This is a genomic window from Streptomyces sp. NPDC091280 (assembly GCF_044768565.1).
Classification (GTDB): domain Bacteria; phylum Actinomycetota; class Actinomycetes; order Streptomycetales; family Streptomycetaceae; genus Streptomyces.
The window spans coordinates 300,540-313,843 of sequence record NZ_JBIVUZ010000008.1 but is presented as its reverse complement, the minus strand read 5'-3'; the positions used below and the strand labels follow the sequence as shown (position 1 = coordinate 313,843).

12 protein-coding genes and 1 riboswitch are annotated in these 13,304 nt (G+C 72.5%); of the genes, 7 read left to right on the top strand and 5 right to left on the bottom strand.

Translation table 11 applies throughout. The features are described from left to right. Positions 1–162 precede the first annotated feature (162 nt). The 4 genes from ACIQPR_RS25215 to ACIQPR_RS25200 are packed head-to-tail and all read left to right on the top strand — an operon-like array spanning position 163 to position 5,963. Positions 163–1,026, top strand: a complete 864-nt coding sequence (locus ACIQPR_RS25215; protein ID WP_403652151.1) for a hypothetical protein — start codon at positions 163–165, stop codon at positions 1,024–1,026. Then, positions 1,026–3,200, top strand: a complete 2,175-nt coding sequence (locus ACIQPR_RS25210; RefSeq protein ID WP_403652149.1) for a bifunctional serine/threonine-protein kinase/ABC transporter substrate-binding protein — start codon at positions 1,026–1,028, stop codon at positions 3,198–3,200. The genes ACIQPR_RS25215 and ACIQPR_RS25210 overlap by 1 nt, the downstream gene beginning before the upstream one ends. A 42-nt stretch (positions 3,201–3,242) precedes the next feature. Beyond that, positions 3,243–5,444, top strand: coding sequence for a bifunctional serine/threonine-protein kinase/ABC transporter substrate-binding protein (locus ACIQPR_RS25205; RefSeq protein WP_403652146.1), 2,202 nt, complete (start codon positions 3,243–3,245; stop codon positions 5,442–5,444). 36 nt (positions 5,445–5,480) lie between these two features. Beyond that, positions 5,481–5,963, top strand: a complete 483-nt coding sequence (locus tag ACIQPR_RS25200; RefSeq protein WP_403652144.1) for a hypothetical protein — start codon at positions 5,481–5,483, stop codon at positions 5,961–5,963. 34 nt (positions 5,964–5,997) lie between these two features. Here the strand turns inward: ACIQPR_RS25200 and ACIQPR_RS25195 are convergent, their stop codons facing one another. Both ACIQPR_RS25195 and ACIQPR_RS25190 read right to left on the bottom strand, forming a co-directional pair. Next, complete coding sequence (locus ACIQPR_RS25195; protein ID WP_403652141.1) at positions 5,998–6,747, bottom strand: SDR family oxidoreductase; 750 nt, start codon at positions 6,745–6,747, stop codon at positions 5,998–6,000. A 190-nt stretch (positions 6,748–6,937) separates the two neighbouring features. After that, positions 6,938–7,843, bottom strand: coding sequence for an AraC family transcriptional regulator N-terminal domain-containing protein (locus ACIQPR_RS25190; protein ID WP_403652138.1), 906 nt, complete (start codon positions 7,841–7,843; stop codon positions 6,938–6,940). A 156-nt stretch (positions 7,844–7,999) separates the two neighbouring features. Between ACIQPR_RS25190 and ACIQPR_RS25185 the strand changes: the two genes are divergently transcribed. Together ACIQPR_RS25185 and ACIQPR_RS25180 are read left to right on the top strand one after the other, a co-directional pair. Beyond that, positions 8,000–8,317 (top strand): putative quinol monooxygenase, encoded by a 318-nt coding sequence (locus ACIQPR_RS25185; RefSeq protein ID WP_403652136.1) that lies wholly within the window; start codon positions 8,000–8,002, stop codon positions 8,315–8,317. 96 nt (positions 8,318–8,413) lie between these two features. After that, positions 8,414–9,382 (top strand): alpha/beta hydrolase, encoded by a 969-nt coding sequence (locus tag ACIQPR_RS25180; protein ID WP_403652133.1) that lies wholly within the window; start codon positions 8,414–8,416, stop codon positions 9,380–9,382. A gap of 49 nt (positions 9,383–9,431) precedes the next feature. On the opposite strand, the gene ACIQPR_RS25175 is transcribed toward ACIQPR_RS25180, so the two are convergent. Genes ACIQPR_RS25175 through ACIQPR_RS25165 form a run of 3 tightly spaced genes read right to left on the bottom strand, consistent with a single transcriptional unit; the run spans position 9,432 to position 12,262 of the window. Further along, positions 9,432–10,424, bottom strand: coding sequence for an ABC transporter substrate-binding protein (locus tag ACIQPR_RS25175; RefSeq protein ID WP_403652131.1), 993 nt, complete (start codon positions 10,422–10,424; stop codon positions 9,432–9,434). A gap of 9 nt (positions 10,425–10,433) precedes the next feature. Next, on the bottom strand, positions 10,434–11,201 hold the full coding sequence (locus tag ACIQPR_RS25170; RefSeq protein WP_403652128.1) for an ABC transporter ATP-binding protein: 768 nt from the start codon (positions 11,199–11,201) through the stop codon (positions 10,434–10,436). Further along, positions 11,201–12,262 carry a FecCD family ABC transporter permease gene (locus ACIQPR_RS25165; protein ID WP_403652125.1) on the bottom strand — a complete coding sequence of 354 codons (1,062 nt, stop codon included), beginning with the start codon at positions 12,260–12,262 and terminating at the stop codon, positions 11,201–11,203. The genes ACIQPR_RS25170 and ACIQPR_RS25165 overlap by 1 nt, the downstream gene beginning before the upstream one ends. Before the next feature lie 128 nt (positions 12,263–12,390). Next, a riboswitch (cobalamin riboswitch) is annotated at positions 12,391–12,472 on the bottom strand. A 240-nt stretch (positions 12,473–12,712) separates the two neighbouring features. Between ACIQPR_RS25165 and ACIQPR_RS25160 the strand changes: the two genes are divergently transcribed. Then, on the top strand, positions 12,713–13,297 hold the full coding sequence (locus ACIQPR_RS25160) for a TetR/AcrR family transcriptional regulator (protein ID WP_403652122.1): 585 nt from the start codon (positions 12,713–12,715) through the stop codon (positions 13,295–13,297). Positions 13,298–13,304: the final 7 nt, after the last annotated feature.

The following is a 13,304-nucleotide window of genomic DNA, read 5'->3' as shown; positions in this document are numbered from 1 at the left end:
TACAGGGTGAGTTGAGAGGCCGGCAGCACTACGATCGACTCGTCTGTACGCATCCTGTGCGAAGCCGGAAACAGAAGCGGACCGTGGGAACCGTCCTGTGGCCGGGTGCATCGGTAGTGGCATGGGACCGGCCGTTCGGCAGGCCGTGGAGGGGGCGACGTCGTGGCGTATGCCAGAGCACTGCGGGTCGGTGGGGCGGTGGCGGCCTGCGGGTGCCTGCTGCTGGGGTGCACGGGTGGGGGTGACGGCGGTTCCGCGTCGCCGTCCGCGGTGGCGTCCGGCGGGACCCGAAGCGCCACCGCCACCGCCTCCGCGTCCGCGTCCGCGGGCTCGCAGTCAGCCGCTTCGGCGGCACCCGAGGTGGATCCGGCCCGCGAGCCGAAGACACCGGCGCGGGCTCGCGCACTGGTCGAACGGGTCATCTCCGGGCCGGAGTTGTTCGGTACCGGAGTGGAGCGGGCCACGCCGTACGAGAGCGACCCCGGGCAGTGGGCGGTGCTGGGGGACGACTGTCTGTGGCGGCTGGAGCCGCTGCCCGGGGACGCGCTGGCCACCCTGACCCGGCACTTCGAGGTGCCCGCGGGCGGCGGCAAGGGGGCCGTGCGGCTGTCGGCCACGGTCACCGTGCACCGCACCGCGCTCGACGCGTCCTGGGAGCAGGCCCGGATGCTGGAGGAGGACCTCGACTGCACCGAGCAGACCCAGCGGCCCGGTGAACGGCTGACGGGCTTGCAGTCGCTGTCGTTCGCGCGGGGCGAGGGCGGCAACACCAGTGGGGACGATCTGCTGCTGGAGACCGGGCAGTGCGTCAGCGACACGCGCGGGGGCCCGTATCCGTACTGGTGGCAGCAGGCGGTGCTGGGTTCGGTGGTGGCCGGGACGTCCGTGTGCGGCGGGAAGGGCCGCAGCCAGGACGAGCTCAACTCCCTTGTGGCGGAGGTGCTTCCGAGGATGCTGCTGCGGGTGCAGCAGGAGATCGGCTCCACCGGCGGATCGGCGACGGGCACGAAGGGCGGTGGGTCGTGATGGAGCGGCTGCTTCCCGCCGACCCGTCCCGCCTGGGCGGATACCGGCTGCTGGGGCGGCTGGGCGCGGGCGGCATGGGTGTGGTCTACGTGGCGCGCGGCACGGCCGGGGAACTCGCGGCGGTGAAGGTGATCCAGCCCGAGTTCGCGCAACAGGCCGAGTTCCGGGCCCGGTTCAGGCGTGAGGCGGACTCCGCGCGCGGGGTCGACAGCCCGTGGGTGGTGCCGGTGCTGGGCGCGGACACGGAGGGTCCGGCGCCGTGGCTGGCGACCGCATTCGTGCCGGGGCCCTCGCTGGCCGAGGCGGTGGCGGAGTGCGGGCCGCTGCCCGCGCGGGTGGTGCGGGTGCTGGGCAAGGTGCTGGCGCGCGCCCTGGACGCCGTGCACCGGGCGGGTCTGGTGCACCGGGACGTCAAGCCGGGCAATGTGCTGCTCGCGCTGGACGGGCCCCGGCTGATCGACTTCGGCATCGCCCGGCCGACGGCGGCCGAGGAGACCGAACTGACCTCGGACAGCATGGTGGTGGGCACACCCGGGTTCCTCTCCCCGGAGCAGGCCCGGGCGCTGCCGGTGGGTCCGGCGAGCGATGTGTTCTCGCTGGGGTGTGTGCTGGCGTACACGGCGACCGGGCGACTGCCGTTCGGTACGGGTGCGGCGGACGCGCTGCTGTACCGGACCGTGCACGACACACCGGACCTGGACGGCGTCGAGGACGTCGAGCTGCGGTCGCTGCTGGCGCGCTGCCTGGCCAAGGAACCCGCCGACCGGCCGGAAGTCGGCGCGATCGACGCCGAGTTGCTGGAGGACGCGCCGACCGGTTCCATCGGCTGGCTGCCGGACCCGGTGGTGCGGATGGTCGCCGACCGGTCGGCGGCCATGCTCGCGCTGCCCGGCATCGAACCCACCGAGGTCCCCGCCGGGGCCGCTCCCCCAAGACCCGGCCGACGTCGGGTACTTGCCCTCGCCGCCGGAGGCACGGCCCTGCTCGCGGCCGGTGGCGGAGCCGCCCTGTGGGCCGCGCTGCGCGACAACGACCGTACGGCACAGGGTGGTTCGGCCACCGGCCGGGCCTGGACCATCGGCGTGCAGGCCGACCTGAGCGGCCCGCTGAAGGCGGCGGGGAGCGCCCAGGAGCGGGCCGCACGGCTGGCCGTGGAACAGTTCAACTCCCGGGAGGACAAGGCGTTCACGCTCACTCTGCGGGTGCTGGACGACCGGGGCGACCCGACCCGCGCGCAGGCGGTGGCGCGCAGGCTGACCGCCGACAGCGATGTGCTCGCCGTGCTCGGGCCCACCGGCTACGCCTCGGCGCAGAGCGCGGTGGAGGTGTACGAGAGTGCCGGGCTGCCCCTGGTGACCGTGTCCGAACTCTCGGTCTCCGCCGTCCAGTCGGCGCTGCTGGCCAAGCCGAAGAGCTACTTCCGGGCCGCCCCGCTGACCGCGTACTCCGCGTTCGCGACCGTCACCGCGCTCACCGCGCAGGGCTCGCGCCGCCCGGGGCTGCTGGTCGACCGGGCGGGCGGTATCACCGGCATGGAGTCCGTCAACGTCGTGCACAGCGCGACCCAGGCGGCGCGCATCGCCCTGTACGCCCGGGTCGTGCCCGCGCTCGCGCCCGACGTGTCGACCGTCGTCGCCGACATGCTCGCGCACGGCGTGGACGGCTTCTTCTACACCGGCACCCCCGAGCGTGCCGCCCCGCTCGCCCGCGCCCTGTCGGCGCGGGGCTTCAACGGCACCCGTTTCCTGGACACTTCGTCGGCCACCCCGGCCTTCGTCTCGGCGGCGGGCCCGGCGGGCGAGGGCTGGCAGGTCCTGGCGCCGTACATCGACCCGTCCGCAGCGGCCGTACGGCCGTTCGCCACCGCCTACCGCAAGCGCTACGGCGCCGCACCGGGCGACTGGGCCGCCGAGGCGTACGACGTCACCCGCCTGCTGGCGGACCGGCTCACGGCGCTGGCCCGGAGCGGGTCGGGCACGGCAACCGGCGGCAGCGCGCCGCGCCGCCCCTCCCGGGCCCAAGTCACCGCCGCGCTGGGCAAGTCCAGGTTCAAGGGACTGGTCACCACCTACACCTTCGACGCCGACCACCAGCTCGTCACCCGGCAGGTTCAGCACTACCAGGTCAAGGACGGCCGTTTCGCCTACACCGGGCCGGTGGGGCTGTCCTCCTGAGCGGCGAAGAAGCCGTCACCGAGCAGCGACGGGAGCCACCGGATGCGGGCGTTGCGGGCCGAGGACCCACAAGAGCTGGGCGGGCACCGGCTGCTCGCGCGGCTCGGCGCGGGCGGGATGGGCGTGGTGTATCTGGCCCGGTCCGCCGACGGTACGCCGGTGGCGCTGAAGGTGATCCGGGCCGAGTACGCGGCCGACCCCGCCTTCCGCGCCCGCTTCCGGCGGGAGGTGCGGCTGGCCACCGGGCTCGCCGGACGGTGGGTGGTCGCGGTGACGGCCGCCGACACCGAGGCGCGGGAACCATGGCTGGCCAGCGCGTTCGTCCCCGGCCCCTCGCTCGCCGAGGCGGTGGACGGACTCGGGCCGCTGCCCCCGCGATCGGTCACCGCGCTCGGTGCCCGACTGGCCCGCGCGCTGAGCGAGTTGCACGCCGTCGACCTGGTCCACCGGGACGTGAAACCCGGCAACATCCTCCTCGTCCCCGACGGTCCCCGGCTCATCGACTTCGGCATCGCCAAGGGCGCCGGCACGACCGCGCTCACCGCGCCCGACGCGATCGTCGGCACCCCCGGCTACCTCTCCCCCGAACAGGCCCGCACGCGCGGTGGCGAGGTCGGTCCGGCCAGCGATCTGTTCTCCCTCGGCTGCGTGCTGGCGTACGCGGCGACCGGACGGCGGCCGTTCGGCACGGGGGACGCGCCCGTGGTGCTGTACCGCACCGTCCACGAGCCTCCCGACCGCACCGGCCTCGCCCAACTCCCGCCGCCGCTGCGGTCGGTGATCGACGGCTGCCTGGCGAAGGACCCCGCGCTCCGCCCCACGGCGACCGAGGTCCACGCCACGCTGACGGGCGACGGCCACCCGGACGAGGACCCGGCCCCGGCGCCCGACTGGCTGCCGCCCGCGGTCCTACGGCTGATCGCCGAACGCTCGGCACGCGCCCTCGACCCGCCACCGCGCACGGCGGGCCCCATCGCCCCCACCACCGACTCACCCAACACGCTTGCAGCGCACGGGATTTCACGCCGCCGCATCCTGACGGTCGGAGGTTCGGCAGCCGCCGTACTGGCCGCGTCCGGCACCGGCGCGGCCGTCCTGCTCACCCGGGGCCAGCCGACGACCGGTGCGCGCCACGACCTCCCCACGCACACCCTGGCGCTGCACGCCGATCTGACGGGCTCTCAGAAAGCCGTGGGCCGGGCGCAGCAGCGCGGAGCCCTCCTCGCCGTCACCGCCCACAACGCCCGCGCGGACGTCTCCTACCGTCTCGCACTGTCCTCCTACGACGACGGAGGTGACGCCGAGCGGGCGCGCGAGACGGCCCGGCGCGTGCTGGCCGCGCGGTCCGTGAGCGCCGTCATCGGCCCCAGTACCGCGGCCGGTGCCCGCGCCGCCGCGCCGTTGTACGCCGCCGCGTCCATGCCGGTGGTGCTGGTGTCGGTGGACGACGGGTCCGCCGGCCTCTCCACCACGAGCCTGCGCACCCTGTGCGTGATCCGGGCCCCGGACAGCTCCGAGACCCTGCCGATCGTCTCCTACCTGACCATGGTCCGCCCCACCCATCGTACGGCGGTCGTCCTGGACCGCGCGGCGGGCGAGACGGCCGCGGAGATCAACCGGAACCTGGTGGAGACACCGCCCAGCGACGGGACGGCCACCACACATCAAGTGGCCGCTGGGACAAGCGACTTCGGCCCGGTCGTCGCCCGCGCCCTGGCCACCCGGCCGCAGGCGGTCGTCTACGCGGGCACGGCACCGGACCGGGCCGCGGCCTGCGCCAAGGCGCTGACCGCGGCCCGGTTCGAGGGAGCGGTGGCCGGCTTCGAACCGGTGATGCGCGGCGGGTTCCTCGACACCGCCGGACAGGCGGCCGAGGGCTGGGTCGTCGAAGCGCCGTACACCGAGGCGCAGTCGGCGGGCACCAAGGCCGCCAAGGCGTTCACCGCCGCCTACCGCGCACGCTACGGCGCGGCGCCCGGCCGCTGGTCCGCCGAGGCGTACGACGCCGTCGGCCTGATCGCCCGGGCCCTCGACGCGCTCGGGACGACGACCACGATCGAACCCGCGCAGGTCGCCGAGCGCCTCTTCCACGTCTCGTACGACGGCGTGGCCAAGCCGATCCGTTTCGTCCAGGGCACCACCCACACGATGGACCCCACGAACACCTCCTTCCTCTACCAGGTGACGAACGGCGCGTTCCGCTTCCTGGGCCGCTACGACCAAGTCCGGCCGACGGAAACCTAGTCACGCCACCGCGGGGCCGCATGACATCCTGTGGCCGTGCGGCTCAGTGACCGGGCGACCGGCGTCGAACTCGTCCCCCTGCGCTATCAGTTCGCCACGGCAAGGGGGAACCGCTACGACGACAACTGGCTGGTCGTCGGCGTCAAGGTGACCACGGCCGAGGGGAGTTGGTCCTTCGCCGACCCCTGCCTACTGGTCCACGAGGCCCACCGGATCACCGCCTGGCTGCGCGGGGCGGCCACGGGAGAGGTGGGCCCGCCCCTCCCCGACGCCACCGGTTACCTCTCCCCGGACACCTGGTTCACCGAACCGGTGCTGGCGTTCAGCCTCGCCGAACGGGACGCGGCCGGGGCGTCGGTCCGCGTGCACCTGTCCCTGGAAGGGGCACCGCCTTGGCAGCGGGGTGACGACAGGGCGGACATCTACCAGTACTCCGTGGAGGTCCGGGTCGACCCGGCCGCGCTGCTCGAAGCGGCCGAGGAGTGGGATCTCGCGCTGAGCGCCTTCCCGGCCCGCTGACCGGCGCCGGTTCCGCGGGGACTCCTCGGGGGCGTCACTTCGCCTGGGCGAGCCAGACCGCGTCGGGGCCCGCCGGGAAGCGGAGTTGGCCGGTCGTGTCGTGCGCGGCGCGCCACACCGTCTCGGCGACGTCGCTCTCCTTGGTGAACAGGTCCTGGCTCGTGAAGGCGTCCATGGTCGTCTTCGCCCATGGCGCGTACGGCGCCGGGACCAGGTCCTCCACCGAGCCGCCGGACGTCGCGGTGGCGGCGAAGTTGGTCGTCAGGCAGGCGCCCGGTTCGACCGTCTTCGCCCGCACGCCGAAGGGCGCGAGTTCGAGCGAGAGGGACGCGGTGAACCCCTCGACGGCCATCTTGCTGGCCTTGTAGACGGCCGAGAGGGGCATGTGCCCGAGCACCACGCTGGAGGTCACGTTGACCACCACGCCGGAGCCCCGCTCGCGGAACTGCGGGAGCACGGCCTGCGTCGTCGCCATCACGCCGAACGTGTTGGTCTCGAAGACCTCCCGCACCCGGGACATGGGGGTGCCCTCGAACACGCCGATCGACGGGACGCCCGCGTTGTTGACGAGGACGTCGACGGGTCCCGCCGCCTCGAACGCGGCGGCGATGCTCGCGGGGTCGGTCACGTCGAGCTCGACGACGCGCAGCCGGTCCGAGTCGGGCAGGACGCCCGGACGCGGTGTGCGCATCGTGGCGATGACGTTCCACCCCTGCTCATGGAAGTGGAGGGCGGTCGCGCGGCCGTATCCGGACGAGGCACCGGTGATCAGAACTGTCTTCATGCTGCGATCCTCACGATCTGCTGGGTTCCGCGACGAGCAGGCATTTTCCTACTCGGCGGAAGAACTTCTGAATCCAGTAAATCGCTCTGACCTGGCGGAATAGTAGAACTATTCTCTTCCGTACTTGCACGATCCTCTTCCACGCCTCGACCTGCCCGGTCTCACCCCGTTCCGTTCCGTGCCATTCCGTTCAAGGCAGGACGGCTGCGGGCGTGCGCGCCACGTTCCGGAGGCCGGCCGCGTCCCGGCTCGGGGGTGCACCGAACTGGCGGCGGTACTCGCGGCTGAACTGCGACGGGTTGTCGTAGCCGACGCGTTGCCCGACCCCCGTCACGTCTCCGGGGTGGGTGGCCAGCAGCAGCCGGGCCTCCTGGAGGCGGATCTGCTTCTGGAACTGGATGGGGCTCATCGCCGTCACCGCCTGGAAGTTGCGGTAGAAGGCGGAGACGCTCATGCCGGACAGCCGTGCCACGTCCTCGACCCGGAAGGGCTGGGCGTAGTGCTCGCGGATCCAGCGCACGGCCCGGGAGACATGGCTCAAGCCACTGTCGGCCAGGCCGAGTTGACGAACCGTCGCCCCCTGTTCGCCGGTGATCACCCGCCACAGGATCTCCCGCTTGACCAGCGGGGCCAGCACAGCCCGGTCTCGGGGCTCGTCGAGCAGCCGCAACAGCCGGACCACCGCGTCGAGCAGGGCGAGCGGGGCGTCGCTGACGGCGATCCCCGACGGTGCGCCCGCGCCGGTGCGGGGGAGGTCTCCGGGACCGGCCCGCAGCAGGAGTTCGGCGACGGCGGACGGTTCCAGCGTGAGGCCGAAACCGAGGGCCGGCTCTTCGGGGTCGGCCCGGGTGAACTGACCGGTGACGGGCAGGTCGACCGACGCGACCAGGTACTGGCCGGGGCCGTACTCGAAGACCCGGTCGCCCAGCGCGAGGCGTTTGGCGCCCTGGGCGATGACGGCGAGCACCGTGCCGGACATGGAGGGCGCGGGCGGATCCGGCCGGTCGACCTTCGAGATCAGGACGCCGTCGACGGCGGTGGTCCAGTCGGGCCGGGCATGCCGGTCCAGCAGGGTTCGGAACTCTTCCAAGGACATGCGCCCATTGCAGCACTTCGTCGCCGTTCCGCTCCCGAGGTCGCGAGGATCGTGCAAGTTCCCGCGAGCATCGTTCTAACGTTTCAGCAGGTCAGGGGCCTTCAATGGAATCACCGCACTCCAGCACCGCACTCGAACATCACAAAGGAGAGAGACATGCTTGCCCACTACGGTTTCACCGCCACCCTGACCGCCAGGCCCGGGGTGGGCGACCAGCTGGTCGACCTGCTGCTGACCGGCCTGGACGAGGGCAGTCCCGGCGCGAGCGAACACTGCGTCGTCTACCTCGTCTCCCGTTCCGCGTCCGACCCCGACCTCATCCACGTCACCGAGGGCTGGACCAGCGAGGCGGACCACCACCGGATCTTCGCGGGCGAGGCCGCCCAAGCCATCGTGGCGCGGATCGCCGGGCTGCTGGCCGAGGAGCCCCGGTACACCGACCACATCCCGGTCCTCGGCAAGGCCGCCTTCTGAACTCCGGCCCCGTCCTCCCGGCTCCCCCTCCTCGCTGTCCGCCCGGCACCCCACCCCACCGCGCCACACCACACAACACCACGAAAGGCCTACGACATGACCACCGCGCGTCCCGCTCTGGACCCCGAACTCGGCGAGCTGTTGACCGCCATGCCCCTCATGTCCCGGCTCACGCCGGAGATCCTCGCGCAACTGCGGCAACTCCCCTCGCCGCCGGTCGACTCGCTGCTCGCCCAGCGGCAGGTCGACCGACGGGAGGTCGACGTGCCGGCCAAGGACGGGGCCCGTATTCGGCTGTCGGTCTTCAGCCCGGCGAACACCGCTGACGTCACGGCAGCCCCGTGCGTCTACTGGATCCACGGCGGTGGAATGGTCATGGGCGACCGCTTCTCGCAGCTCGACATCCCTCTGGAATGGCTCGACGCGTTCGGCGCGGTCGTGGTCTCCGTGGACCACCGGCTCGCACCGGAAGCCACCGGCACCACGCTCGTGGACGACTGCTACCAAGGGCTGCTCTGGACCGCCGAACACGCCGAGGAACTCGGCATCGACCCCGCCCGGATCGTCGTCGCCGGAGCCAGCGCCGGCGGTGGCCTGGCGGCCGGCCTGACCCTGATGGCACGCGACCTCGGCACCCCGGCGGTCGCCGCGCAGGTGCTGATCTGCCCCATGCTCGACCACCGCAACTCCACCACGTCCGCCCGCCAGTACTCCGGCATGCCCGGTGTCTGGACCGGCGAGATGAACGAGTTCGGCTGGACGGCCGTTCTCGGGGATCCCACCGCCGACGAGGTGTCCGCGTACGTCTCCCCCGCCCGCGCCGAGGACCTCTCGGGCCTGCCGACCACCTACATCGACGTCGGTTCCGCGGAAGTCTTCCGCGACGAGGACACCGAGTACGCCACCCGCGTCTGGGCGGCCGGCGGTCAGGCCGAACTCCACGTCTGGGCAGGGGGTTTCCACGGCTTCGACGCCCTGTACCCGCAGGCGGACATCTCGGTCACGGCCCGCCGGACCCGCACCGACTGGCTCAGGCGACTCCTGCTGCCGAACGGTTCCGCGTAAGGCACGCTCCGACGCCCGTACCCATCGGCGCTCCTCTCCGCACGGCCCGCTACTCCGCGGCCACCGTGCGGAGATACGCGCCGAGGCGGGCGATGGCCGACGGGTTGCGGGGGCTCTCCACGAGGTCGACGTAGTCGAGGACGAAGATGCGCCGGTGCTTGACGGCGGAGACGTCGCGGAGCGGGGCGTAGGAGAGAAGGAACTTCTTCTTCTGTTCGGCGCTGACATCGCCGTAGTTGCAGATCACGATGACGTCGGGGTCGCGTCGCACGACGGTCTCCCAACCGACCGTGGTCCAGGAGTCCTCGATGTCGTGCATGACGTTGACCCCGCCGGCCTCGCTGATGATCTGGTCGGGGGCGGCGTAGCGGCCGGAGGTGAACGGGGCGTCCTGGCCGCTGTCGTAGAGGAAGACCGTGGGGCTCTTGGCGGGGGCCTCGCTGTGGACGGTGGCTATCTGCTTCTTGAAGTCGGCGATCAGGGTGGCCGCGCGCTGTTCGACGCCGAAGAGCTTTCCGAGGTTGGTGAGGTCGGCGTAGAGGGCGTCCAGGGGCGGCATGATGCCGCGCGAGGTGTCGGTACGGCCGTTGCGGCAGGACTCGGTGAGGACGTACGAGGGGATGCCGAGCTTCTTCAGGGCGTCGGGGGTGAAGCCGCTGTCGTCGCGGAAGCCGTAGTTCCAGCCGGCGAAGACGAGGTCGGCGCGGGCGTCGAGGACGTTCTCCTTGGTGAGTTGGTCCTTGGACAGCCACTTGACCTTCTTGTATCCGTCCTTCCAGGGGACGTCGGTCAGATCGCCCTTGTCGTCGGGCATGGCGAACCCGGCCATCCGGTTCTCCAGTCCGAGGGCGAACATCAGCTCGGTGATGCCGACGTCGTTGGTGACCACACGCTTCGGGACGGTCTTGTACGTCACCTTCCGGCCGCAGTTGGTGAGGGTGACCGCGGCGGTGGACTTGGCGTCCGCGCCCGTCTCGACACTCGCACCGCAGCCGGTGGCGGTCGCGGCGAGGCAGAGGGCGGCGGCTAGCAGCTTGCGCATGGGAGGTCCTCAGGTAGTGGGTGGGAGCAGGTCGAACAGGAGCTGGACGGCGCCGGTCTCCGGGTGCCGTACCGGGTGGGCGCGGACTCCGAACACCTCGGCGAGCAGGGCGGGTTGCAGCACGTCGTGCGGTGCGCCGGACGCGACGATCCGGCCGTCGGAGATCACGTACAGCAGGTCGCAGTGGGCGGCGGCGAGGTTGAGGTCGTGCAGCGCCGCGAGGACGGTCAGGCCGCTGTGCCGGACCAGGGACAGCACGTCCAACTGGTGGGCGATGTCGAGGTGGTTGGTGGGTTCGTCGAGGACGAGGACGCGGGGCCGCTGGGCGAGCGCGCGGGCCATCAGGACGCGTTGCTTCTCGCCGCCGGACAGGGCGAGGAACCCGCGGTCGGCGAGGTGGGCGACTCCCGTGCGCCGCATGGCGCCGGCGCAGATCTCGTGGTCGGAGGCGGCGGTACGGTCCCGGTGCGGGAGCCGCCCCATGGCGACCACTTCGGCGACGGTGAAGTCGAACTCGGCCGACGACTCCTGCGGCAGCGCGGCCAACACCCGGGCGGCGGCCCGTGGTTCCATGGCGTGCACATCGTCCCCGTCGAGCCGGACCGCGCCGCCGGCCGGTCGCAGCGTCCGGTAGACGCACCTCAACAGGGTTGATTTTCCACTGCCGTTGGGGCCGACGAGCCCGACGAAGGTCCCGGTGTCCACGGTCAGCCGGATGTCGTCGACCAGCCGCGCCGCGCCCGCGTCGACCGACAGGCCCTCGATGTCGAGTCGCATCAACGCCCTCCGAACGCATGGCCGCCGCGCCGCATCAGCAGCAGGAAGGCGGGCACTCCCACGACGGCGGTGATGACGCCGACCGGGAGTTCGGCGGGCGCCAGCAGCAGCCGGGACAGCACGTCGGCCCACACCAGCAGCACCGCTCCGGCCAGTGGCGCGACCGTGAGGACCCTGCGGTGGTCGGCGCCGACGAGCATCCGCACGAGGTGCGGGACCATGAGGCCGACGAAGCCGATCGCTCCGCTGACCGCGACCACCGTTCCGGTCACGGCCGCGGTGACGAGGAACAACTCCCGCCGCAGCCGGGCCGGTTGGATACCGAGCGCGGCGGCGGTCTCGTCCCCCATCGCGAGGGCGTTCAGCGGTTCCGCCCGCCGGAGCAGCCAGGCCCAGCCGGCCGCCACGGTGACGGCGGCCAGCGGGACCTGTGCCCACGTCGCGCCGCCCAGGCTGCCGAGCAGCCACATCATCGCCGAGCGGGCCGCCTCGCCACGGGCCGCGCCGAACACCATCACGGTGGTGACGGCCTCGAAGCCGTAGGCCAGCGCGGTCCCGGTCAGGATCAGCCGCAGCGGGGTGAGGCCGTGCGGCGTGCGGGCCACGGCGTACACCAGGACCATGGCGGCGAGCGCCGAGGCGAACGCGGACGCGGACAGCGCCCAGACGCCGAGACCGGCGAACGCGCCCAGCAGGATGACCGCGTTGGCGCCCACGGCCGCGCCGGAGGAGATGCCGAGGACGAAGGGATCGGCGAGCGCGTTGCGGACCATGGCCTGTACGGCCACGCCGACGGCCGAGAGCCCGGCCCCCACGACGGCGGCGAGGACGACCCTCGGCAGCCGGATCTCCCAGACGATGGTGTACGCGGCGGCGTCGTCCGCGCGCACGGTTCCGCCGCTGACGCCGGCCCACACGAAGCGGCACACATCGGCCGGTCCGATGCCGGCCGCGCCCAGTCCCACGCCGCACCCGATGGAGACGCACAGCAGGAGCAGCAGTCCAAGTATCAGCAGCGGCTGGGGTGTTCGGCCCGGGCCGGAGCTCGGAGGTCGGCGCACGATCGGCGGTCCTTCACCTGGGGCCGCCTGGTGAGCCTCGCTCAAGGAGACAGCCCGTACGACCGTGCCGGCCGCTCGGGTCCCCTCTCGCAGTCCACGGCGAGCAGTCAACGGGTCGCACCACCCACGGGCGATCGGGCTCACGCGACGACCACGGGGTCGCCACGCACACCGTTGCGGGTCAGCGCCGGACTCTCACCGGACTTCCCCCGCGGGAGGCTTGGGGAGCCTAACAAACGGGGCCGAGCGGGCCGGCGGCACGTCGGCGGTCCCGAACGGGGTGGACTTCCGCGAAGCGCCACTGGTCACGCGCGCCGGTCAGGCACACCGAGCGCAGGCTGCGGCCGCTCGGTCAGCGGCTTCATGACGGACACGGCGATTTGCCTAAACGAGTTAGGCAAATACATAATCACTTAAGCCAGAGAGGGAACAGCGACGCGGAGGACGACCATGACGGGGACCGGACGGGTGGGTCTGACCACGGAGCGCCTGGTCCGGGCGGGCGCGGACCTCGCCGACGAGATCGGCTTCGAGCACGCGACCCCCGCCGAGCTCGCCCGGCGCTTCGGCGTCAGGACCGCGAGCCTCTACTCGCATGTCAGGAACGCCCACGACCTCAAGACCAGGATCGCCCTGCTCGCCCTGGAGGAAATGGCCGACCAGGTCTCCGCGGCGGTGGCCGGACGGGCCGGCAAGGACGCCCTGGCCGCTTTCGCGAACGCCTACCGCGACTACGCCCGCGAGCACCCGGGGCGCTTCACCGCGGCCCGGTACCGGCTCGACCCGGAGACGGCCGCCGCCGGCGCGGGGGTCCGGCACGCGCAGCTGACCCGGGCGATCCTGCGCGGCTACGACCTGGCCGAACCGCACGAGACCCACGCCGTGCGCCTGCTGGGCAGCGTCTTCACCGGCTATGTCGGCCTGGAGTCCGCCGGCGGTTTCGAGCACAGCGCACCCGACTCGCAGGCGAGCTGGACCGAGATCGTCAACGCGCTGGACACCCTGCTGCGCACCTGGCCCACCACCGCCTCCTGACCGAACA